Origin of the sequence: Weissella sp. LMG 11983, from assembly GCF_025908495.1 — a bacterium.
In the GTDB taxonomy this organism is placed as follows: Bacteria; Bacillota; Bacilli; order Lactobacillales; family Lactobacillaceae; genus Weissella; species Weissella fermenti.
Map to the genome: position 1 here is coordinate 861,655 of NZ_JAOZFD010000001.1, position 21,215 is coordinate 882,869.

Genomic DNA, 21,215 nt, shown 5'->3' on the forward strand with positions numbered 1-21,215 from the left:
TTATAATTTTGAGAAAAGGTTCAATCGCAGAAGTTATCTTCTGGATTACAAGTACTATAATAACAGATTTCAAAAATTGGTACAATAAAAAGCACAAAATTGGAGCGGTCCAATTTTGTGCTTTTTTGTTTCATAGTCTCAAAACGCTGTTATATCAACGAATTACGTAAATGTGAATTATTTGTGAATTCACATTTATTCGCCATCCAAACTGACAAAACTGTTATAACGCATGTACTTATAATGCACACGCATCGTTCCAACTTCAAATGGTGTACCGTCATCTAGGAAATAGATACCTGCCATAACACCGACTGGTTCAACCTCACTCAGCTGTAAGTGCGTGCGGTCATCTTCATCTGAAGGTTCCACAGTAACTGTCATAAACGACTTCGTAACCGCCTTTTTGGTCGTTGCTTCAGCGTAGTGAAACATAGAATGGCCCAAATCTTCACTGGTCAGGTTAGGCAGCAATTTCGTCGGAACTAACGCATTCTCAATCATAAAAGCTTGATCCTGCAATTTACGTAAACGCTTAATGCGGTAAACTTGCTCTCCTGGCTCTAAAAAGAGCGCCAATCGTGTCTCTTCGTTTGCTTCTTCAGTTTCAAATGATAGCAGCTCAATCGCTGGTGCCTCACCGTTAAAACGGAATGAGTCAGAAACGCCCAAATTGTTACCGATGGCGTGGAACATCGATTGGTTTTTTAAGTACAACGGGTTAACAAAGGTCCCCGAACCACGTTTTTTAAAAATAATGCCTTGCTGGGCCAATACGTTCAACGCACGTTTGATTGAACTGCGTGATACATCGTATGACATCGCCAGAGAACGTTCGTCTGGTAGTTTTAAATTGGGGAATTCGCCACTATAGATGCGGCTCTTCAAATCTCCCAAAACTTTCATGTAAAGGACTTCTTCCGGCATCATACTGCCCTCCTACTGTAATTCGGAATCTATCTTAACACAAAAGTGGTCCAACCAAAAGTTTGGTTGGACCACTTTTTACGCTATTGAATTTTTTCTTCAACAACACCACGCGCAAACAAGATGTTGTAAATTGTCAAAAATAGAATTTTAGCGTCACGTAGGACATTGATATCTAAGGCATATTCAGCATCATAAGTAGCTTTTTGCAAAACCGTCACTCGGTCACGCCCATTGACTTGCGCCCACCCAGAAATACCAGGTAGGCAGCGCTCAGCTTTTCGGTTCTTACGTTCTAATACCAACTCTTCTTCCGAAACGATCACTGGTCGTGGTCCAATGAAACTCATTTCGCCTTTTAGAATATTGAACAATTGTGGTAATTCATCAATCGAGGTCTTACGCATAATCCGGCCGATTTTCGTCACGTAACTATGCCCGTGTAAATCGTTCGATGCTACTTCAGGCGTATCAATACGCATTGATCTAAATTTATATAGATTGAACGGCTTCGAATGGCGACCAACTCGTAGTTGCTTAAACAACACTGGCCCAGGTGATTCTAGTTTAATCAATACCGATACAACCAACATCGGAATACAGCCTATGATTAACAAGATAGCAGCCCCAACAACATCAAAAGTGCGTTTCCAAATCCTTTCATACATCCTTTTTCACTCTCCCGTGGATATTTCTTCTGTTTTCAATCAGAAATTATCCTCGGAAAGCGTGGCATTTAAGCTGTTATAAATGGAAACAGTATAGGGACAGTTGTTGAACAAAATTAGTCTAATAAATTACACGTATATTTTAAAAGCGGACTACACTTTACTGTAATCCGCTTTTCCGCTATTAATTATTTCGTTGTCTGAATAATTGAGTCAACCCCAACGCCAGCACAACCAATCCAGTCGCAATCCAAAACGCTGCATGAATACCAATTAAATCAGCATGCACTTGAGCCATCTTAGCTGGTGCGCCCAATGAGACTAAGCTGTATACCGTAATCAAAGCGGCTGTTCCAAACGAAGCGGCGACCTGACGAATCGTCGTGTACATCGCTGATCCATCTGGCACCATCTCAAGTGGCAATGAGTTAAAGGCTTCGGTTTGAATTGGCATCGTGACCATGACCAAACCAAGTTGACGGATGAATTGACCAACGGCTGGCAACCAGATTGGTGATCTAGTTGCAATGTTGCCAAAACAATCGTTCCGATAACCACAAACACCAGCCCGATTGGGGCCAAACGCTTCACCCCAAACTGGTCGTACCATTTACCTGACGTCGGCGATAAGAACGCCGTAATCAAGGCGCCTGGCAACAAGACCAGCCCAGAAATAAAGGCTGATTGACCACGAACCGTTTGCATGTAAAGCGGTAGCATCAAAGCACCACCGTACAGTGCAGCCATCAAGACAACGTTAATCAACGTTGCCATCGTGAAGTTGTGATACTTGAAAACATCAAAGTTCAACAATGGCTTGCTTGAGTGTGTTTGTTGGTAGACAAACAAGGCCGTTACAACAATACCGATTAACAAAAATGCCCATACATCTGGACTTAGCCAGTTACCAGTACCAGCGTTGGAGAATCCATACAACAAACTTCCCAAACCGATACTTGAAAGGACCATCCCCAAGAAGTTGAACTTCAAGAACTTTTGTTCACCAATATTCTTCAAGAAGATAGATGCCAAAATCAAATCAATAATGATTAGTGGGGCAATTCCCAAGAACAACCAGCGCCATGAGTGGTTAGAGACCACAAACCCAGATAGCGTTGGTCCGATGGTTGGTGCGAAGTTCAACGCCAACCCGATAATTCCCATCGCTTGACCACGACGGTCAGCGGCGAACAGGTTCATCACAACCACGTTCATCAAGGGCCCGAAAACGCCCGCTCCAGCCGCTTGAATCATACGTCCCATAATCAAGATAGGGTATGAAGGTGCGAACCCTGCAACAATCGTTCCCACCGCAAAAATAAATACCGCGCTTAAGTACAGCGTTCGCGTCTTAAGGCGTTGAATTAAGAAGGCTGTTAGTGGCACCATCACACCATTTACCAACATGTACCCGTTCGTCATCCATTGACCAAGGGCGGTTGAGATGTGAAAGTCTGCCATGACTTGTGGCAAGGCCGTGTTCATCAACGTTTGATTCAAGAATCCCAAAAAGACTCCCGCAATCAAGATGATCAAGACACCTCGCTCTTTCTTGCTAATTCCGTCCATATAGCCTGCTACATAAAACGTGGAGAAACGTAGAAACACCAGTAAGGATTAATGTATTTCCTTTCTGTCATATCATTTCTTGTTTTATTTACGTCCATCAAACAATAGTATTCCGACTTTGATAAATCTCTCAGCCGCATTGACCATCTCTGGACGCACCTAAACTATCAGTTACCCAATAGTCGGGACAATAACCTGCCCCCAAACTGAATTAATTGCATATTGCTTCAAATTTTCAACGGCATTCTCATCACGATCCGCTTCAAAACCGCATTCATAACAAACGTACTCATGATGCTTTGTCCCGTGTTTGCGATTGCCGTTCAGCGTAATTTTATCGACACCGGACTTAATATGCCCGCAGTTTGAACAACGTTGCGTACTTGGAAAAAATTGATCCGCACATACTAGCGTCACACCCTGCCATTCCGCTTTGTACCGCATCATCAGTTGGAATTTACCAAACATTGACCGATGCAGATTTTTCGCCAAGCGCTTGTTCATCTTCATGCGGTGACAATCCAAGTTCTCGATGCCAATCACCCCATAGTTCACCACCAACTTGCTCGTAAACTTGTTCAGAATGTCCCCTTGAATGCTCGCAATTCGTTGGTAGCACCGCTTCAACTTGGCTCTCGTTGTCTGGTACTGCTTCGAATTGTACTTCTTAGGATTCTCAACCCGTTTACGGGCAAGTTGGCGTTGATACAATATCACACGCTCATAAAGTTTTAGTAAGCTGTCCGGCAATGTTGCCTGCGTTTGATATCCATCATCGTCTTGATAAACGAAGCACCCGATATTGGCATCGACTCCTGTTGCTTTTAATTGCTTGTGTTCTACCACAACCTCTGGCATTTCAATGACCAACGATGCGTAATAGCCGTCCGCTTCTAACTTGACACTCACCAGCTTCAACTCACCATTCCATCGTGGAATCTCAGCCAGGCGGATGTCAAACCACTTCGAAATACCTTCTCGAGACTTATCCAAGCGTAACTTACCAGCGATAATCTTAGCCCGATCCGTCGTGAAAGATTTAGCTGATCTTTTCTTGGATTTAAACCGCGGTCGCTGATGGTTTGGCATATTCGGGTTAAAGAAATAGTTCCATGCTTCCGCCAAGTCTTTAACTGCCAGCTGCAAGACACGTGCAGACAACCGATATTGCCAGTCTGCTTTATCGCGAACTAGCTCATCACGCACCTTACGCTCATTTGGCAAGAGATGTTTATCGGCCATCAATTGCGATTCCTCATACATCTCTTGCCAAACTTCCAAGCCCTTATTCCAAATAAAGCGTCGATAATCAAAAAGCTTTTCTAACTCCTTACTCATTGTGACGTTAGGATAAATTTTAACTTTATGCGTTTTAATCATTTTTCTCACCACCTTTGTTAGGAATAACTTAATTATACCCGATTTTAGTTAGTGTGAAAAGTAATCTTCAGTTTGTTTAATCAATCAGCATTCTCCACTTAGTTACTGTGCTGATTTTCTATGTTTTGCTACCTCCTTATATTTTTAATTTAGATAATCAGTTCCTGCCCATTCCGCTTCAAACTGCGCCACGAATTCATGCATAATCGCATCGCGCTTCGCACCAATTCGCTTTCCTTCGTCAGTATTGAGGTAATCCTTGAGCAAAAATAGCTTTTCATAGAAATGGTTAATCATCGTTTCGCCCGTTGCATCACGATAATCGGCCTTCGTCTTCAAATCACGCGGCGGCATCGTCGGGTCATACAAAATATGATGTTTTTGGACACCATATTGAATGACACGGGCCACAGCAATCGCACCAATCGCTTCAAGACGATCAGCATCTTGCACGATTTGACCAGCCAATGTGAGTGGCTCTGGGTTACCGAAACGTTGCTTGCTCCATGACATGTTATCGATAATTTGGAAAATTTCAGCCTGTTTAGCCTCATCAATACCATTATCCGTCAACATATCCACAACTGCTTGTTTGGCGCTTGTGACATTTTTAAATAACTTATCGTCATACGTGTCATGCAACGTCGCCGCAGCCACCGCGATAAACTCATCCGCCGTTGGTTCCGTCGTCAAAATGTGCTTAGTCAGCGCCACAACACGATCAATGTGTGTCGTATCATGCCCTGATTCATCCCCACCAAGTACCTTTTGCATAAAAGCAGTAATAGCAACCAATTGTTGTTCTTCTGTTTTTGTCATCATTATTCCCCAATTTTTATTAACGTCGACCGATAATCGCAGTCAACATGTACATGATAAATGTCGCTGCCAACACACCGCCAAAGAAGTAGGCGATTGGTCGGCCAACGGTTTCCCAAATAATAAACGCATCGTTAATCCAAAGGCCAACGCCTAAGGCAACGATGGTCAAAAAGATAAAGTAATACAACGCCCCGCTCTTTGTGTTTTGCCAATCAGCATCACTTAGATTCAAAGCCAAACTCAAATTCAAAATAGCATAAATCCACAGTGCAACTTGCCACCACGCCGTATTCAACCAGACGCTACTACCGTCGTGAAAGGCAATTAGTAGTTGTGGCCACAATAGCTTCGTTAACCCCCAACTGATTAAGGCAATCCCGAAGATGGGTGCCATTCCGATGAAAAAGTTACCGAGTTGTTGGTACTTATTCTTCGGATTCCAGGCATGTGACACATACCCCATGCGGTTCTCGTTACCTTCCTTGAACGGATTTTGCAGTAACTTAATTTTGTCAACATGGTGACCGAAGATGATTGACATCACTGCATGCGAAATTTCATGAATCATCACGCCAAACCAGCCAAAAATGAGCGGTGCATTGAGTCCAAATGCGCGCATCAAATGTTGATTGGTGCGGGTTGTGACCACTGAAATCAGCGCACTACCAATTAAAGGTAACACAAAGAAAATGCCAATTATGAACACCCAAGTTTGCCAGATAATTGTCCAACTCATGGTTAGTCAGCCGTGCGAATGTCCGCAAACTTTGCGTGCACAAACTCAGCCAATTGCTCGGCATCCAAACGAATTGAACGGCCCACTTCACCCGCCGACAACGTAATCGTACCGGCTTCCTTGGCACTATTATCAAAGTAAATTGGGAACTTTTTCGTTTGCCAGATACCAACTGGGTTATTCGCACCGTGAATGTAACCAGTCGTCTTTTGCAAATCCTTCGTCGGAATCATGTTGACCTTCTTGTTACCTGACACGGCAGCCAACTTCTTTTCGTCCAAGTGGGCATCCATTGGCACAATACCGATAACTGGGCCAGTGACATTTCCAATCAAAGCCAATGTCTTGTAGATATCATGGTCAGTTAGGCCATAATTATCCAATTCGGCCTGGTCGCGGTTCATACCGCCAGCAAACACAATGCTTTCATATGGAATCTTAGCCTTATCAAGAATTTGCTCGACAAGGATCTTCTTAATACGCTCTTTCTTAGCCATGATTATCTCTCCATTCTTCAGAACACTTCTCACTAAATCTAGTACCTATTAATATACGCTTAAATGGTGTACACTAAAAGTCCGACTAACCCTTCATGTACTTTTGAGACGTATTTCTCGGCTTTGAGCCAGGTACATGAAGAAAGGCTCGTACGTTTTGCGACGTACGAGCCTTTTTGTTTTCTATTGACTACTTGCGCAATTCCATTTCGATTTCTTCAAGTGACTTACCGCGCGTCTCTGGCACGAGGTAACGAACGAAGAAAATTGAGATGAAGGCAAAGACTGCGAAGACCCCGAATGGTCCACCCACATTGTTGTGGAAGACAGCCAACAATACCAAGAAGAATTGTGATACCAAGAAGTTTCCAATCCAGTTGGCAGCTGAACCGATCGATGAACCGATTCCACGCACTGACATTGGGAAGATTTCACCAATCAACAACCAAGCAATCGGTCCCCATGAAATGGCGAATCCGAAAATGTACGTTGCAATCAACAACATAGTTGGAATAGCGGCCGTTTCAACTGATACCGTGTAGTTCAAGACTGTCAAGATAGCCAAAGCGACCGTCATAACAATTGAACCAAACGTCAACAACGTCTTACGGTTGAAGTTATCCATAATCATGGTTGCCAAAATCGTTACCACGAAATTAACCACACCGATTCCAACTGAAATCCAAATGGCGTTGGCTTCGTTAAAGCCGAATCCCTTGATGAACACTTGTGGCAAGAAGTAGATTACTGAGTTAATACCAACCAATTGTTGCAAGAACATGATTCCAATGGCAACAATCACCGCTGGACGGGCAATCGTGAACAAATCCTTCAAACCACCCTTTGGTTGCTTATCAACTTCGGCCATCGCAGCCAATTCGGCTTCGACTGATTCACCGGACTTAGCGCGCAAGTGCGTCAAAACGCGTTCTGCATTTTCCTTATCACCCTTCGCAAACAAGAAGCGTGGTGACTCTGGTAGCAACAAGCCACCCACGAACAACAAGACAGCTGGAATCAAAGCTGATCCAAGCATCCAGCGCCAGTCACGGATTCCCATAAAGTCGTGACCCAAGAAACCAAGGTTAGACACGTAGGCCAACAAAATTCCGGCCGTAATCATCAATTGGAACATTGACCCCAATGAACCACGGTGCTTGGCAGGGGCCAATTCAGCCAAGTAAGCCGGCGTCAATGCTGACGCTGACCCAACGGCCAATCCCAACACGATACGGGCGATGGCCATCGTACCAAAGCCAGTTGCAAACGCCGTCATCAATGAACCGGCGATAAAGAACAAAGAAGCCAAAATCAACAACTTCTTACGACCAAAGCGGTCAGCCAAAGGTCCAACCCCTAGCGCACCAGCCGCTGATCCAATCAATACAGCTGACGTTACGAAGCCGGTTTCAGCAACCGTCAACTTAAAATTGCTTTCAATCAATGGAGAGGCTCCTGAAATAATTCCTGTATCAAATCCAAAGAGCAAGCCTCCCAGTGCCCCAAAGAAGAAAATAAACCAAACGTTAATCTTCATTACGCGTTCCCTCACAAATAGTAATTAAAATATCTCACCGGCTTAATATAACTTACTTTTCGGACGCTTGCAAGCGCTTTCATGTAAATTCCGGATTTATTTTGTGCTTTATACGGGAAATGCAAAAAAATGACCCGCATCCCAATGGATACGAGTCATTTTTAAAATTCATTTATTGCAACCAATATAGCACTGTCGCGATTGCCAGCAGGACACCGGCGATCGTGATAATTGGTCGTCGAATGTCCTTACCCACAACAATCAAAGAGGTGGCGATAAATAGCCCCACCAAACTTAAGATATTTCTGATCATGGTAAAGACCTGCTTTGTCGTAATTATGATTCAACGTGTAATGAACGAATGCCTCGTAGAATATTACCGTAATCCTCACGTTCTAGCATACCACGATTTAGCTCAGTTACCGCATGTTCAAGACGCTTATCTGCATCGGCACCGAATGACAAACCTTGCTCACGGGCCGTGTTCACACCGCTAATCACGTTCATCGTAAATTGGTGAAGCACTTCGATTGGTGCCAATTCAACAACGCGGTTCGTGATGGTTGGCTCGAAGTCATTCAACATGTCCGTAATGGCCATAAACTCATCCGGACGGATAGCGCCTGCCACCACGATATCCAATTGTTGGAAGAACGTGATGATTTCAGGATCGTTTGCGAATCCAAACACTTCAGCTTCACGGTGCATTGATTGAATCAATTGGCCCAACATACGAATGTTTGAGTCACGGAACGCTGGCACAAAGCGAATGAATGACTTAATGACCGTCTCATAATCGTCAGCCGTCAATTCTTCTTCAGTACGCTCACGCATACCACGTAGCGCCATTTCAATAACGGGATCTTCGCTGGCAATTGCATATGAATCAACGATGTTTTCAGCAACCTTCTTAAGCATGTCGCGATCACCTTCGAAGAAACGCAATGGCGCAAACATCAAGCGAATACGGAATTCAGTCACAATTGACGCCAAGTCCGCTACCGTGTCACCCACTTTAAGCTCCTTAGCAGCTGCCAAAATACGGTCACGGTCATGAATATACAATTCGTTATCACGAACATCAATGACGTCCGCTAGCTTATCCATACGTGACAAAACGGACTCCGTTGCTTCAACGATTGCTTCGGGGTGCATAACGTCACAGTCCCAGCCAAACTTCTTGCTGACTGTTTCCTTGGGCTCTGAGTTAATCTTCTTTTCAAGCTCTAAATCTGTTAGTTCTCCAAGTCCTTGCATAATTTTCACCTCAATTATTTGGTATCTCTACCCACTACTTCTATTAAGACTATCTTACCTAATAAATGTTGCACAATTGATATGAAAATACGAAAAACGCTGGCCTTTTTCGTAAAAGACCAGCGTCATCATTATTCTTGATCGTATTGCCATTCATCTGGGAAGCGGAATGTGCCATTCGTACGCAATAGCGCTGATGGGTACAGCTCCTTCACCATGAAGAATTCGGGAGTGATTTCAAAGGCAGGTTTAACACCAAACTCCGTTGAACGAATATAGCCAAATTGGTTCCAGTACCCTGGCCAACCAATCGCTGCCAAGACACCGTAACCAGCAAAACGAGCTGCGATTTCGGCTTCTTCAACTAAGCGCCATCCTAAGCCACGGCCGCGGTGAAGTGGGTCAACAACGACTGGTCCAACAACACCGACTGCTGTACCGGTGCGGTTATCTGCGACCGTCGCAGCTGACACGATGACGTAACCCAAAATTTCGTCACCACGCTTAGCCACGATTTCAATTGGCTTGCGACCAAATGGGTTACCCGCGCGCAAACGACGTACCAATTGTTCTTCTTCACCAGTGCTGTAGTTGGCATCGTCAAACGCACTACGGATAAGCTTGTCGACTTGGTCGAAATCCTTGTCGCCCAAGAATTCAAATGTCACATCCAATAATGGATGTGTCTCATTCATTTGGCGCATTGGGAAGCGGTCAAAGATGTAGCCCAATTGCTTCATGAAACGCAACTTTTGTGCATCCCCATGACGCAACTTCTCGCTACGGTCTGGGTCACCAATCAAGTGGCCAAACAAATTGTACAAATCGTACGTCGTTAGCACGTGGAACTCAGGTTCGGTGTGCGTGAAGATGAATTGACCGGGCAACTTATGCCCGATTAGCGGTTCGACCGCACTTTGTGGCATAAAGGCAACTGACAACGTGTCATCAGCGTTTGAGAACACCAATTCTGGCATGTCTAAACGTTCAAAACCAACCGTGCGCATGACAGATTCAATCATCAATTCATTGTCGATGACATCATCATCCAAAATCAACGGTGCCAACTTACTATCCAAGTCATATCCGGACAAGATTTCCAATGCGAATCCGCCTGAAACGATTGGTGTGACATTGGCTTCATTCAACGAACGCACCAATTGTTCAAATTGTGTATAGCGCTTCACATCCATTTCGGTGCGCCCTCCTATCTCAAAGTTCAGTACTTTTATTATACCCCACAAGGCTACTTGTAAGCTTGCCTTAACTCACGGAGCACCTCTTTCGTCTCCGCGCCATAACCATAACGGTCGTTTTCCTTGGCAACCGTTGGCGCATCATGCACGTAACCCAAACCTTCGTAGACCAAATTGCGGTACAAGTCCAAATATGGCAAGCCGCGCTCTTCAGCAAGCGCCATCTCATCTGCTTGGTCATATGCGACCGTGCGGAAATCCGTTGCGAAACGCGTCCCTTCAACATCCAACATCAAGTAACGGGCTTCGCGGTTTTGACGCATCTTGCGCTTCAATGAAAATGGACTACCGACTGAACCGGGGTTCAAAATTGCCCGACCATCCGAAGCCGTGCGGTAAATCATTTGGTGGGTGTGACCATAGATGGCAACATCCGCATCACGCCCCAAGAATAGCGCATCAAAATAATACTGATCACTCATTGGCAACAACTCATGACCCGCATTCTTATTTGGCATATTGTGCGACAACGTAAAAGTTAGGTCTTCAACGTTACGTGTATCAGACACTGGCAAGGCCATGATAAAGTCATAATCTGCTTTTGGCATGTGTTGCATGACATAGGCCGATAGACGTGCCGTATAAACACGCGTTGGCTTGTTGTAGTCCACCGTTCGCTCCAACGCTGCGAACATGAAGTCATCCCAGTTACCGCGAAGCCAAACCGTCACGTTTAGCTCACGCAACCTTTCAACCACATCATGTGCACCTGGTCCCGGCATAAATAAATCGCCCAAGAACCAGAATTCATCAGCACCTTGTTCCTTGGCATCCGCAATCGTCGCCGCCAATGCGGTTACGTTACCGTGCACGTCAGATAATACCGCCACCTTTGTCATGTCACACGCCTCCATTTCGTTACTGTTATTGTAAGGGTGAATTGTCAATTCAACCGGAACACTTGAGATAAATAATATTCTTTAGCCGATCTCCAGCCGAAAAGCTTTCGAGGTCGGCTATTAATTTGCTCAACCATTTGTTCAATGTATTCGTCTGAATAATCTTCGATTGCAGTCCCTTTAGGGACGTACTCACGGATTAGCCCATTTGTATTTTCGTTGGTCCCACGTTGCCATGGAGCGTGGGGATCAGGAAAGTAAAACTGGACATCGAATTTCTTTGTTATCTCATCTTGCGCACTGAATTCATTTCCGCGGTCTGGAGTTAAAGTCTGTATCTGACTAGTTGGAAGGGAATCTAGCATTGAACCTATGATTCTCATAACATCGACGGTTTTCTTTGATGCCGCTCGTTTTGAAAGTAATATTCTGGTCTTCCTATCAACCATTGTGACCAATACTTGACCGCCTTTACGGCCAATAACAGTGTCCAGTTCCCAATCTCCAATTCGAGAGCGACAACCTGCTTCTGCAGGTCGCTCGTCAATCGTATTTGGAATTCTAATCTTACCTCGACGCTCGACATGACCTTTAGTATGTCGAGTTTTTCCTCTATGCCGAAGCGCACGAGCAATGCCCCGAGCTTTGTGACTTTTCACCGGCTGGCCCAAGTTATCTCTATAAATCGCTCGGTAGATTGTATTTGCGCTAATAATCGTATGACCTTTTGATATCTTTAGTCGACCAGCTATCTGTTCAGGCGACCAATGTTTTTGATTAATTCCATATATAACTAGTTCTCGCAGTTCAGTGTTATCTAACTTTCGGTGTTTATGCGACTTCGTTCGAGCAAGCATGTGCTTTTGATCGGCATCCTCAGCTTCATAAGTTGAGCCAACACAGCGGGCAATCTCACGAGAGATTGTCGAAGCGCTTCTACCAATTTCTTTTGCAATGCTACGCATTGACAACCCTTCTCTGAGTAAAACTTCTATACGTCCGCGATCAAATGCGGTAAGCTGATGATAATGACTCATAATGTTTCCTCGCGTTCTGTATGTTCTAGACAAACTACATTTTACGCTGGTTCATTATGAGTCAGTTTTTATTTAGCTTAGTGTTGCACTTGAATTGTAAATTCAAGAGCACAAAAATGCCCCAATTCCCGCGAAAAGGGAACTGGGGCTTTAACTTAAATCATCTTACGATCTGATTGTTGCAACTTCTTCTCGAAACGGCCCAACACACGGCTGATACCGAACGTCAAAATGAAGTAGATAGCTGCTGTAATCATCAATGGAATAAATGGCTTAAATGAGGCGCCTTGCACCACTGACGTTTGGAACGTCAATTCACCAACACCGATGACTGATACAACTGAACCTTCCTTGATAACCGTCACAAACTCGTTACCCAAGGCTGGCAAGATGTTCTTGATGGCTTGTGGCAACACCATAAAGCGCATCGTTTGCATCTTCGTGAAACCAAGTGAACGCGCAGCTTCAGTTTGACCAGCTGGCACAGCTTGAATTCCTGAACGAATAATTTCAGCAACATATGCGGCTGAGTTCAAGAACATAGCAATCGCACCAGCCATGAAACTTGAAACATCCAAGCCGATTACTTGCGTTCCAAAGTACACAATGAACACTTGGATCAAAAGTGGCACACCACGAACGGCTTCGATATACGCAACGGCCAACCACTTCAATGGCTTGATACTTGAAAGCTTCATCAAGGCCAATAGGACACCAAGAATGATTCCGAAGAACACACCGATAACCGCCAAACCAACCGTGTAAAGTGTTCCCTTAACAAAGTAGGGCGCGTACTTCTCAAAGAATGACTCCTTGTGGTTCATCAAGGCGATTGCTTCGTCCTTCCACTTGTCTAGTGGGTCACCGATAACGTGCTTTTCCAAAATGTTATCGACCTTGCTTTGCAAAACCGTTGCGTTCTTAGCCATCACAACTGAAGAACCGTTCGTTTCACCTGGCAACGTGGCCTTCGCAACTGCAAATTGGTTACTTTGGTCCATATAGCTGTCGGCCGTCGTGTCCGGCACAACGACACCATCGACCTTGCTTTGTGTCAATTGCGTCACGGCATCGTTCACCTTCTTCAATGACACAACCTTCTTAGCACCAACTTGCTTAGCAGCGTCCTCTTGAATTGATGAAATTTGAGCAGCCAATGTTGCCTTCTTCAAATCATTCAAGTTGGCCAACTTATTCGCGTTCTTCTTCAGTGTCATCACCACGTTCTTATCAACAAAGTATGGTTCTGAAAAGGCAACTTCTTGTTCACGCTCAGGTGTCGCCGTCATACCGGCCACAACCATGTCGACCTTACCCGTCTTAACAGCACCGAGCAATGCGTCAAAGCTCATTTCTTGAACAACCAACTTTACGCCCAAACGCTTGGCAATTTCGTTGGCAACTGAGATGTCAAACCCAACAATCTTGTCCTTACCATTCACCGTTGTGTGGAACTCGTATGGTGCGTAATCCGCTGATGTTCCGACAATCAACTTACCACTTTTTTCAATTTTAGAAAGTACCGGATCCGTTTCCGCAGCTTGAACGGAAGTCAAACCAGCAAAGGAACCAATCATTAATAATGTCGCCATGACAGCTGTCACAACTTTTAATACCCACTTATGCATATACTCATTCTCCTACTGTCTTACAACATCTTTGCCAAGAAACTTTGCGCACGCTCTGAATCTGGGTTTTCGAAAAATGCTTCTGGATTATCATATTGCGTCATATCACCATCAGCCATGAACCAAATCTTTGACGCCACTTCACGCGCAAATCCCATTTCGTGCGTGACAACCAGCATCGTCATGCCTTCTTGGGCCAACTCACGCATCGTCTTCAACACTTCACCGACCATTTCAGGGTCAAGCGCTGACGTTGGTTCGTCGAACAACATAATCTTAGGATTCATTGCCAAGGCACGCGCAATCGCTACACGTTGTTGTTGTCCACCTGACAATGAAGCCGGATATGCTTGCGCTTTTTCAGCCAACCCAACCTTTGCTAGGAACTTTTCGGCAATTTGTGTGGCTTCATCATCAGCCATACCCTTAACCTTCAACAACGCAATCTTAACGTTGTCGATAACTGACATGTTTGGGAACAAGTTGAAGCTTTGGAACACCATCCCCATGTCTTGACGAATCTTATCCAATTCAGCTTCCGTTGCCTTTGAGATATCCTGTCCATCAAAGATAACTTCACCAGAAGTCGGACGATCTAACATATTTAAACCGCGTAGCAACGTTGACTTTCCAGTACCTGAAGGACCAAGCAATGCAATCACGTCACCCTCTTCAACAGAAGCGTTGATATCTTTTAAAATGACCTTGTCGCCATATTCTTTGTGGAAGTTTTTAATCGTTAAAATCGCCATAACCGTTTCCCCATTTCGTATTCAATGGATAAATATTAACAGGTAACGAAAATTTATGCAATAACTTTGTTTATTTTTGCATAAATATCACTGGATTAAATACAAAAACGCCATTGCAACGTATGCAATGGCGTTTTAACCCCTGTGAGAGAGTTTGTTTTATTATTGGGCAACGTGTTCTGAAATCGTGGCTTCATCTTCGCGCCAACCCTTAGCGTGGGCACGTGAACGAAGGTCAGCTTCGATTTGCTCAAGTGATTGGTTACGCGTTTCGATTGTAAAGTACTTAACGAACGCGATAGCTGCGATACACAAAACGGCGTATCCGATGAACAATGAACCAGTTCCGAAGAAGTTCAACAATGGTGGGAACGTCAATGAAACGATGGCGTTTGCAGCCCAGTTAACAACGGCTCCAAATGAGTTACCCAAACCACGGATGTTCAATGGGAATGACTCACCGATCATAACCCACATAACTGGTCCCCAAGTTGCTGAGAAGAAGGCGATGTAAATCGTCAACGCAACCGCACAGATGTATGAGGCAGCTTGTGATTGACCTGAGAAGTGCATTGAGAATGACATGATGAACAATGAAATACCCATTCCCCAGGCACCCCAAATCAACATCTTCTTACGGTCAACCTTGTCCATCATCTTCATGGCTACCCAAGTAACGATAACGTTGAAGACACCGATTCCGATGTGGGCAATCAAGGCAGCACTAACACCGAAACCAACATCAGTAAAGATTGTTGGGGCGTAGTACAAAACTGTGTTACATCCCATGACTTGTTGGAAGATAGCCAATCCCATTGCCATAATCAACACTGGGCGTGCCATGATACCAAACAATTCCTTGAATCCACCGTTAGCCATTGAAGCTTGCAACTTAATGTCAGCCAATTCAGCTTGTGCAGATTCTGAGTTATCTTGCAATTGCGTCAAAACTGCCAAAGCTTCGTCGTCTTGACCCTTACGAACCAAGTAACGAGGTGATTCTGGCAAGGCGATTCCACCGAAGAACATGATGATTGAAGGCACAGCCGCCAACCCCAACATCCAACGCCATCCTAGATCAAAGCCAGACAAAGCGTAGTTTGAGATGTAGGCCAACAAGATACCTGTCATAATCATCAATTGGAACATGGTTCCGATTCCACCACGCTTATCGGCGGGTGCCAATTCTGACAAGTAAGTTGGGATCAAGGCTGAAGCACCACCAACGGCGATACCCAACACAATACGTGAAGCAACCAATAGCTCAAAGTTATGAGCAACTGATGATCCCAAAGCTCCGATGATGAAGATGATTGATGAAACCATCAACAACTTACGACGACCATACTTATCTGAAGATGGTCCAATAATTGCGGCACCAATAATGGCTCCAAGCAACACGGCTGAAACAACCCAACCTTGTTGCCATTCGCCCAAGTTCAATTGCTTTTCAATAAATAAAATAGCTCCAGAAATAACACCAGTGTCATATCCGAAAAGCAATCCCCCCAAAGCACCAAAGAAATAAATCAAATTAGTCGAAAGTGACTTCTTTCCTGTCTGCGTTTGCATGTTTACTCTCCTGTACTAAACATAAATAACAATTAGTTAGTTTGCCCAAAAAACTAACTCGCTACACAAAGTATAATACTCTTTTTGGAAGCGTTTACAAGTATAAACATTTAAAAGTTACAAAATTCACAAAACAGGCAAAAAAGAGTGTCCGTTATTGGACACTCTTGCACATTTATACTAAAATACCGGACGCTTCTCAGTTGTCACCAAACTCGCAGACTTTGGCTTACCTAAGCGGACCTGCCCCTTACCGTCAACAATAAAGTTAAAGCTTGCTAACTTTGCCATTTCAGCAGCGACACGTTCGCTTGTGAGTGATTCATCAATATCGGCCATCTTCAAAATTGACGTTTGATTCGGCTTTTCTGCATTCGTTGATTCAAATACCATCTTCAATACCTTGGTCATCTTCTTCCTCCTACGCTGCTGACACTGCTTTGACTTCAGATGTCACAATACTTTCGATATTAGTTTCTGCCCCCAACATCATCATGACCATTGCTAGTCGACGCAATTCCGTTGCTGGTGTTCCCTTTGCGACCTTAAAGCGACGCGTAATCTTATTCTCGTTACGATCCATCCCCATGATCCGTACCGTAATACGGTCATCAACTGCCTTTTCGCCTACCTTATCTACTGCCATCATTCTTTCCTCCAAATTCGTCGTTGAGCGCGTGGCCACCTGCTCTGCTTATCAGCTGTTATTTGCTGACACTTATACTAACGAAATAACCGGCGTAAAATGTCGCACAAATCAAAAAAGACACCACAATTTCTTGCAGTGTCCAGCAAATTAAAATTTTCGACGGGAAATCACGTCCTCGAATTTGGCTTCCAATTTCGTTCCCCAGGTGGTCCAAGCAACCACAATCCAGGCCACAAATAGGAAAACAACTACAGCACCGGCCCCAATTTCCGAAAGAAGTACATTCAAGCCGAAGCTCTCAAAAATGACCATATCCAAGAAGAATAGCAACGGGCCAGCCAAGACTAACCCCATGGTCATCGTTAAAGTATCCTCGCGTCGGTCGCGTTCCTGATTCACCTCTTTGGCACCGATTTGGAGCAACTCAATTAACTCTGGTTTCGACACAATTTGTAAATCATCGGCTTCATAGACAGAAAATTCTTGTTTAAACGCCATCGCATCCTCGATATGCTCACCGAGACTAAACGGTTCGATTAGCTTCGTCAGATTAGGCCGAGACATACGATGTAATTTCTCAATAAGAAAATCTGACGTGCCGTCTGGAAAATAAAAAGTTAACGTATCTTTTTGTTGATTAACGACGTAATACATAATGGCCTCCTCCTAAAATTCCGAAGCAGTTCGTACACCCATTATGCTATTGTTACGATTTCGTTTCAAATAATCTGCCTTTGAGCGGATGATTTGACAAAAACGGTCGAGATAGACAATTCCATCCCGACCGTTAACATTTTATTCAGTTTTAAGTGACAAAGTTGGGGCTAACCCTTCTTCGCCGGCTGCGATTTTCGCTTTCAAACCACGGACAACCTTGATCCAAGCCGGCACCAAGAATACCAGTGAACCAATCCATGCCAATGGGTTGGCCAAGCTGGCACCAAAGAAGCCGAACCAAACAACCAAAGAGAACGCAGCGACAGAACGAACCACCATTTCACCGACGCCGGCAAGCGTTGGTGTCTTCACGTCACCCAATCCTTGCAATGTGTAACGAAGTACGAACAACGTTGCCAGGATGGCGTACAATGGGCCGTTTGCCCAGAAGTACAATTGGGCCAAATCCATAACTTCGTGTTGACCCGCACCAACGAACAGCGTTACTAGGCTACGACCAAAGGCAATTTCAAGAATTCCCAACAGCGTACCGACAGACATGCCCAAAATCAAAGCAATCTTCACACCAACCATGATACGGTGGTACTTACGAGCACCAAAGTTTTGGGCCGTATAAGTTGCCATTGTGACACCGAAAGACATAACAACCATAATGATGATTTGGTCGACCTTTGAGGCGGCTGTATTCGCAGCAACCGCGTCCGTACCTAGCGTATTAACCGCGGCAGCCAACGTTACTGATCCAATCGCAATGATTGATTGTTGGAAGCCCATTGGCACACCGGCCAGCATGTGCTGACGCAACTCACCCTTTGGCAACTTGAAGTCAGACCCCGTTAGGTGCAACGTATCCGTGTAACGACTGATGTGCCAGTGTGAGGCTGCGATTGACACGAACTGTGCCAAAACCGTCGCAAAAGCAGCACCTTCAACACCCCAACCGAACTTCAAAATCAAAATCAATTCCAATGAGATGTTGAAAATCATACCCACGACCAAGTAGTACAGCGGTGCCTTACTATCACCAACCGCACGCATGGCATTAGAAATGATGTTATAACCCATCGTGGCGATCGTTCCAGCCAAGATGATGACAATAAATACCCGCGCTTCTGCGAAAATATCGGCAGGTGTTTGCATCAATCGTAGCAATGGATCAATGAAAACTAAACTAATAATCGTCAAAATAATCGACATAATAATGCCAGCAATAATACTCGTGGCGTACGACTGACGCACGCCCTTCATATCACCGGCCCCAAAGCGTTGGGCCGTGATAATCGACATCCCAGAGCTAAACCCTTGTACAAATCCCATAACCAAGAATTGAATCGCACCAGTTGCCCCCACGGCCGCCAATGACGTCACACCCAAAGTTTGCCCAACAACCAAAGTGTCGGAAATATTGTACATTTGTTGCACAAGGTATCCGATAACCAATGGAATGGTGAACATGACAATCAACTTAAGTGGACTGCCCTTCGTCAAATCATTCATTTTTATGCTACTCCCCCGCTAACTTTAAAGCTTATTAATTCATAGTATAGAGTAGTTTTGTTCAAAGTGTGAACTTTCATGAAAATGGCGCCATCTTGTAATAAAAAAGAGACGTTTGCTACCTGCAAACATCCCTACTATATCATTAGTTTGTATTTAGATTTTGTCGTTTGGGGCTCACCCACGTTCCTGTACCGAATCCCATAATCGTTTTAATTGCTGGTACCAGCGTGACAACCACCGTAATCGGATTAATCATCCAAAAGAACAGCATATAAAACGGCGCAAACAATAGATACTTCAATTTAGCAGCGCTCTGATCCACAACCAAGGCAGCTCCAATTTGCAAGAACCCCGCCAACAACTCAAATGTAATAAATACCATTGCCATTAAAAAGACTTGTTGCATCGATTGCCAATTTTGCGTCATCGCTGCAATTACCAATTTTCCTGCTAACAAAATAGTTGAAATCACCCAGAATAACGACCATACAATTGACAACGTTGAATCTACAAACATCGTTGCCACATAGCGATGTTTCCACGGGTGCTTTAGGAATTGTGGCAGATTGGTTAACCAAACTTCCGTGCCGCCTTGGGCCCAACGCTTGCGCTGCTTGTAAAGATCACCAATGGTTTCAGGTACATTCATATGAAACACGATATTCGGCGCAAATCGCGGCACCATTCCCGCCATTTGATGATCCCACGCAATACTAATATCTTCCGTTGCGCGGTCTTGACGGAACCCACCTACCGAAATTAAAAACGACTTACGGTACATCGTATTAGCACCGGAGTAGGCATACATCGACTCATTAATAGCCGCTTGACTTCGCTTAATCACACCAACGATGCTTGAAAATTCGACAGTTTGTGACTTTCCTAGCAGTGTTGATCGATTTTGCACATCCATGTTTGCGGTCACGGCAGCCGTATTCATATCCGTCTCGTGAATGAAGTAGTTCATATACTTCATCAATGCATCCGGTTCAGGCAATGTGTCCGCATCATTACTTAAAATGTACTCCCCCTTCGCAAAATGAAGACCAATATTAAACGCATGGGCTTTGCCTTGATTATCAACCACCCGAATAACACGAAGATTCTGATATTGGCTTTGTAGCGTATTCAAAATTTCCGGTGTCTCATCCGTCGATCCGTCATCCATTACCAAAACTTCATAACGCGTGTAATTCATCCTGGTCATCAAATACTTAATCGTATCCGCAATCATCACTTCTTCGTTATGCGCCGGAATCATAATCGTAATAAACGGTTGTTCCGTAACTGGCAGTTGGTCCCACTTCTCATCTACATGACGTGGGTGCAAGAGTTGGTACGAAACCGTCCCACAGAACCAGAACAGTGCACCGATAATCGGATACAGGCATAAGATTGTCAGAATAACTTGCCAAATAACGGGTAATTGCGTAAGCATGTTCATCATAAGCAATCATTCTCCTTAAACAAATCCTGCGTCGTTTGTGGTGTCATATTCTGATGTGGCGCCACCTCGTAGTAGCGCACATTCTGTCTTGTTGTGACATCGCCAAAATTAGCCGTCATATAACGTTCCAACGTCTCGCGCTTCTTATTCTGTAAAGCATTATCGAACGTTTGATGCTGACTCAAAATTTTAGCACGACGACGACGTTGGACTATCGTCATGGCCACAGAGAAACTCGCGACCACTGCGAAGACGAAGCCCAACAAGCTACTTAGATACTGCACTTCAACTGTCATCACCACATGCGCAGTATAATTCGAAACAACAATCATAATTGGCGTTACGACACACAACCAAGCAATTATCACCAACGCCACCTGTTTTACAATCGTCGGCACATGCCCATCCTTGAAAAATCTATCCTGGTACACGTGCGTCACTGTTTCCGCATTTGCTCTCTTCGC

The 21,215-nt window shown here is 44.5% G+C and carries 21 protein-coding genes and 1 pseudogene; all 22 read right to left on the minus strand.

Going from position 1 to position 21,215, the window contains the following annotated elements:
* Positions 1-195 precede the first annotated feature (195 nt).
* On the minus strand, positions 196-927 hold the full coding sequence (locus OIT45_RS04590; RefSeq protein ID WP_199404740.1) for a GntR family transcriptional regulator: 732 nt from the start codon (positions 925-927) through the stop codon (positions 196-198).
* An 83-nt stretch (positions 928-1,010) separates the two neighbouring features.
* On the minus strand, positions 1,011-1,595 hold the full coding sequence (locus OIT45_RS04595) for a sugar transferase (RefSeq protein WP_199404733.1): 585 nt from the start codon (positions 1,593-1,595) through the stop codon (positions 1,011-1,013).
* A 184-nt stretch (positions 1,596-1,779) separates the two neighbouring features.
* Positions 1,780-3,164, minus strand: a pseudogene (locus tag OIT45_RS04600) (DHA2 family efflux MFS transporter permease subunit).
* Positions 3,165-3,335: 171 nt separating this feature from the next.
* Positions 3,336-4,544, minus strand: coding sequence for an RNA-guided endonuclease InsQ/TnpB family protein (locus tag OIT45_RS04605; RefSeq protein WP_199404731.1), 1,209 nt, complete (start codon positions 4,542-4,544; stop codon positions 3,336-3,338).
* 144 nt (positions 4,545-4,688) lie between these two features.
* The gene (locus OIT45_RS04610; protein WP_371089198.1) at positions 4,689-5,363 is read right to left on the minus strand and encodes an HD domain-containing protein; all 675 of its coding nucleotides are present in this window, start codon (positions 5,361-5,363) and stop codon (positions 4,689-4,691) included.
* Positions 5,364-5,382: 19 nt separating this feature from the next.
* Positions 5,383-6,102: a hypothetical protein gene (locus tag OIT45_RS04615; protein ID WP_199404730.1), complete on the minus strand. Its 720-nt coding sequence runs from the start codon at positions 6,100-6,102 to the stop codon at positions 5,383-5,385.
* A 2-nt stretch (positions 6,103-6,104) separates the two neighbouring features.
* Positions 6,105-6,599, minus strand: coding sequence for an aminoacyl-tRNA deacylase (locus tag OIT45_RS04620; protein ID WP_004560088.1), 495 nt, complete (start codon positions 6,597-6,599; stop codon positions 6,105-6,107).
* Positions 6,600-6,789: 190 nt separating this feature from the next.
* A complete protein-coding gene (locus tag OIT45_RS04625) occupies positions 6,790-8,136 on the minus strand; it encodes a sugar porter family MFS transporter (RefSeq protein ID WP_135797095.1) in 1,347 nt (448 codons plus the stop codon).
* Positions 8,137-8,308: 172 nt separating this feature from the next.
* Positions 8,309-8,449: a hypothetical protein gene (locus OIT45_RS04630; RefSeq protein ID WP_167470978.1), complete on the minus strand. Its 141-nt coding sequence runs from the start codon at positions 8,447-8,449 to the stop codon at positions 8,309-8,311.
* Positions 8,450-8,472: 23 nt separating this feature from the next.
* On the minus strand, positions 8,473-9,393 hold the full coding sequence (locus tag OIT45_RS04635; protein ID WP_199404729.1) for a hypothetical protein: 921 nt from the start codon (positions 9,391-9,393) through the stop codon (positions 8,473-8,475).
* A 131-nt stretch (positions 9,394-9,524) separates the two neighbouring features.
* Positions 9,525-10,586, minus strand: coding sequence for a GNAT family N-acetyltransferase (locus OIT45_RS04640; RefSeq protein ID WP_135797093.1), 1,062 nt, complete (start codon positions 10,584-10,586; stop codon positions 9,525-9,527).
* 53 nt (positions 10,587-10,639) lie between these two features.
* The gene (locus OIT45_RS04645) at positions 10,640-11,488 is read right to left on the minus strand and encodes a metallophosphoesterase family protein (RefSeq protein WP_199404728.1); all 849 of its coding nucleotides are present in this window, start codon (positions 11,486-11,488) and stop codon (positions 10,640-10,642) included.
* A gap of 44 nt (positions 11,489-11,532) precedes the next feature.
* Complete coding sequence (locus OIT45_RS04650; RefSeq protein WP_264329956.1) at positions 11,533-12,525, minus strand: IS30 family transposase; 993 nt, start codon at positions 12,523-12,525, stop codon at positions 11,533-11,535.
* A gap of 155 nt (positions 12,526-12,680) precedes the next feature.
* Complete coding sequence (locus tag OIT45_RS04655) at positions 12,681-14,153, minus strand: ABC transporter substrate-binding protein/permease (RefSeq protein WP_199404309.1); 1,473 nt, start codon at positions 14,151-14,153, stop codon at positions 12,681-12,683.
* 20 nt (positions 14,154-14,173) lie between these two features.
* Complete coding sequence (locus tag OIT45_RS04660; RefSeq protein ID WP_135797090.1) at positions 14,174-14,905, minus strand: amino acid ABC transporter ATP-binding protein; 732 nt, start codon at positions 14,903-14,905, stop codon at positions 14,174-14,176.
* Between the two features lie 162 nt (positions 14,906-15,067).
* The gene (locus OIT45_RS04665) at positions 15,068-16,477 is read right to left on the minus strand and encodes a sugar porter family MFS transporter (protein ID WP_135797089.1); all 1,410 of its coding nucleotides are present in this window, start codon (positions 16,475-16,477) and stop codon (positions 15,068-15,070) included.
* 180 nt (positions 16,478-16,657) lie between these two features.
* A complete protein-coding gene (locus OIT45_RS04670; protein WP_199404308.1) occupies positions 16,658-16,888 on the minus strand; it encodes a DUF2922 family protein in 231 nt (76 codons plus the stop codon).
* Between the two features lie 10 nt (positions 16,889-16,898).
* Complete coding sequence (locus OIT45_RS04675) at positions 16,899-17,126, minus strand: hypothetical protein (RefSeq protein WP_135797087.1); 228 nt, start codon at positions 17,124-17,126, stop codon at positions 16,899-16,901.
* 147 nt (positions 17,127-17,273) lie between these two features.
* Positions 17,274-17,780 (minus strand): hypothetical protein, encoded by a 507-nt coding sequence (locus OIT45_RS04680; protein WP_199404307.1) that lies wholly within the window; start codon positions 17,778-17,780, stop codon positions 17,274-17,276.
* A gap of 141 nt (positions 17,781-17,921) precedes the next feature.
* Entirely contained in the window at positions 17,922-19,301 is a 1,380-nt protein-coding gene (locus OIT45_RS04685; protein ID WP_199404306.1) for an MATE family efflux transporter, read from the minus strand.
* 145 nt (positions 19,302-19,446) lie between these two features.
* A complete protein-coding gene (locus tag OIT45_RS04690) occupies positions 19,447-20,751 on the minus strand; it encodes a glycosyltransferase family 2 protein (RefSeq protein ID WP_242458269.1) in 1,305 nt (434 codons plus the stop codon).
* Positions 20,748-21,149 (minus strand): hypothetical protein, encoded by a 402-nt coding sequence (locus OIT45_RS04695; protein ID WP_199404305.1) that lies wholly within the window; start codon positions 21,147-21,149, stop codon positions 20,748-20,750. The genes OIT45_RS04690 and OIT45_RS04695 overlap by 4 nt, the downstream gene beginning before the upstream one ends.
* Between the last annotated feature and the right edge of the window lie 66 nt (positions 21,150-21,215).

Excerpts from the sequence above, each read along its gene's own strand:
- OIT45_RS04590 (WP_199404740.1), bottom strand. The coding sequence starts at position 927 with ATGCCGGAAGAAGTCCTTTACATGAAAGTTTTGGGAGATTTGAAGAGC.
- OIT45_RS04620 (WP_004560088.1), bottom strand. The coding sequence starts at position 6,599 with ATGGCTAAGAAAGAGCGTATTAAGAAGATCCTTGTCGAGCAAATTCTT.
- OIT45_RS04660 (WP_135797090.1), bottom strand. The coding sequence starts at position 14,905 with ATGGCGATTTTAACGATTAAAAACTTCCACAAAGAATATGGCGACAAG.
- OIT45_RS04630 (WP_167470978.1), bottom strand. The coding sequence starts at position 8,449 with ATGATCAGAAATATCTTAAGTTTGGTGGGGCTATTTATCGCCACCTCT.
- OIT45_RS04650 (WP_264329956.1), bottom strand. The coding sequence starts at position 12,525 with ATGAGTCATTATCATCAGCTTACCGCATTTGATCGCGGACGTATAGAA.
- OIT45_RS04635 (WP_199404729.1), bottom strand. The coding sequence starts at position 9,393 with ATGCAAGGACTTGGAGAACTAACAGATTTAGAGCTTGAAAAGAAGATT.
- OIT45_RS04595 (WP_199404733.1), bottom strand. The coding sequence starts at position 1,595 with ATGTATGAAAGGATTTGGAAACGCACTTTTGATGTTGTTGGGGCTGCT.
- OIT45_RS04645 (WP_199404728.1), bottom strand. The coding sequence starts at position 11,488 with ATGACAAAGGTGGCGGTATTATCTGACGTGCACGGTAACGTAACCGCA.
- OIT45_RS04670 (WP_199404308.1), bottom strand. The coding sequence starts at position 16,888 with ATGACCAAGGTATTGAAGATGGTATTTGAATCAACGAATGCAGAAAAG.
- OIT45_RS04685 (WP_199404306.1), bottom strand. The coding sequence starts at position 19,301 with ATGAATGATTTGACGAAGGGCAGTCCACTTAAGTTGATTGTCATGTTC.
- OIT45_RS04615 (WP_199404730.1), bottom strand. The coding sequence starts at position 6,102 with ATGAGTTGGACAATTATCTGGCAAACTTGGGTGTTCATAATTGGCATT.
- OIT45_RS04640 (WP_135797093.1), bottom strand. The coding sequence starts at position 10,586 with ATGGATGTGAAGCGCTATACACAATTTGAACAATTGGTGCGTTCGTTG.
- OIT45_RS04690 (WP_242458269.1), bottom strand. The coding sequence starts at position 20,751 with ATGATGAACATGCTTACGCAATTACCCGTTATTTGGCAAGTTATTCTG.
- OIT45_RS04605 (WP_199404731.1), bottom strand. The coding sequence starts at position 4,544 with ATGATTAAAACGCATAAAGTTAAAATTTATCCTAACGTCACAATGAGT.
- OIT45_RS04610 (WP_371089198.1), bottom strand. The coding sequence starts at position 5,363 with ATGACAAAAACAGAAGAACAACAATTGGTTGCTATTACTGCTTTTATG.
- OIT45_RS04675 (WP_135797087.1), bottom strand. The coding sequence starts at position 17,126 with ATGATGGCAGTAGATAAGGTAGGCGAAAAGGCAGTTGATGACCGTATT.
- OIT45_RS04655 (WP_199404309.1), bottom strand. The coding sequence starts at position 14,153 with ATGCATAAGTGGGTATTAAAAGTTGTGACAGCTGTCATGGCGACATTA.
- OIT45_RS04680 (WP_199404307.1), bottom strand. The coding sequence starts at position 17,780 with ATGTATTACGTCGTTAATCAACAAAAAGATACGTTAACTTTTTATTTT.
- OIT45_RS04665 (WP_135797089.1), bottom strand. The coding sequence starts at position 16,477 with ATGCAAACGCAGACAGGAAAGAAGTCACTTTCGACTAATTTGATTTAT.
- OIT45_RS04625 (WP_135797095.1), bottom strand. The coding sequence starts at position 8,136 with ATGAAGATTAACGTTTGGTTTATTTTCTTCTTTGGGGCACTGGGAGGC.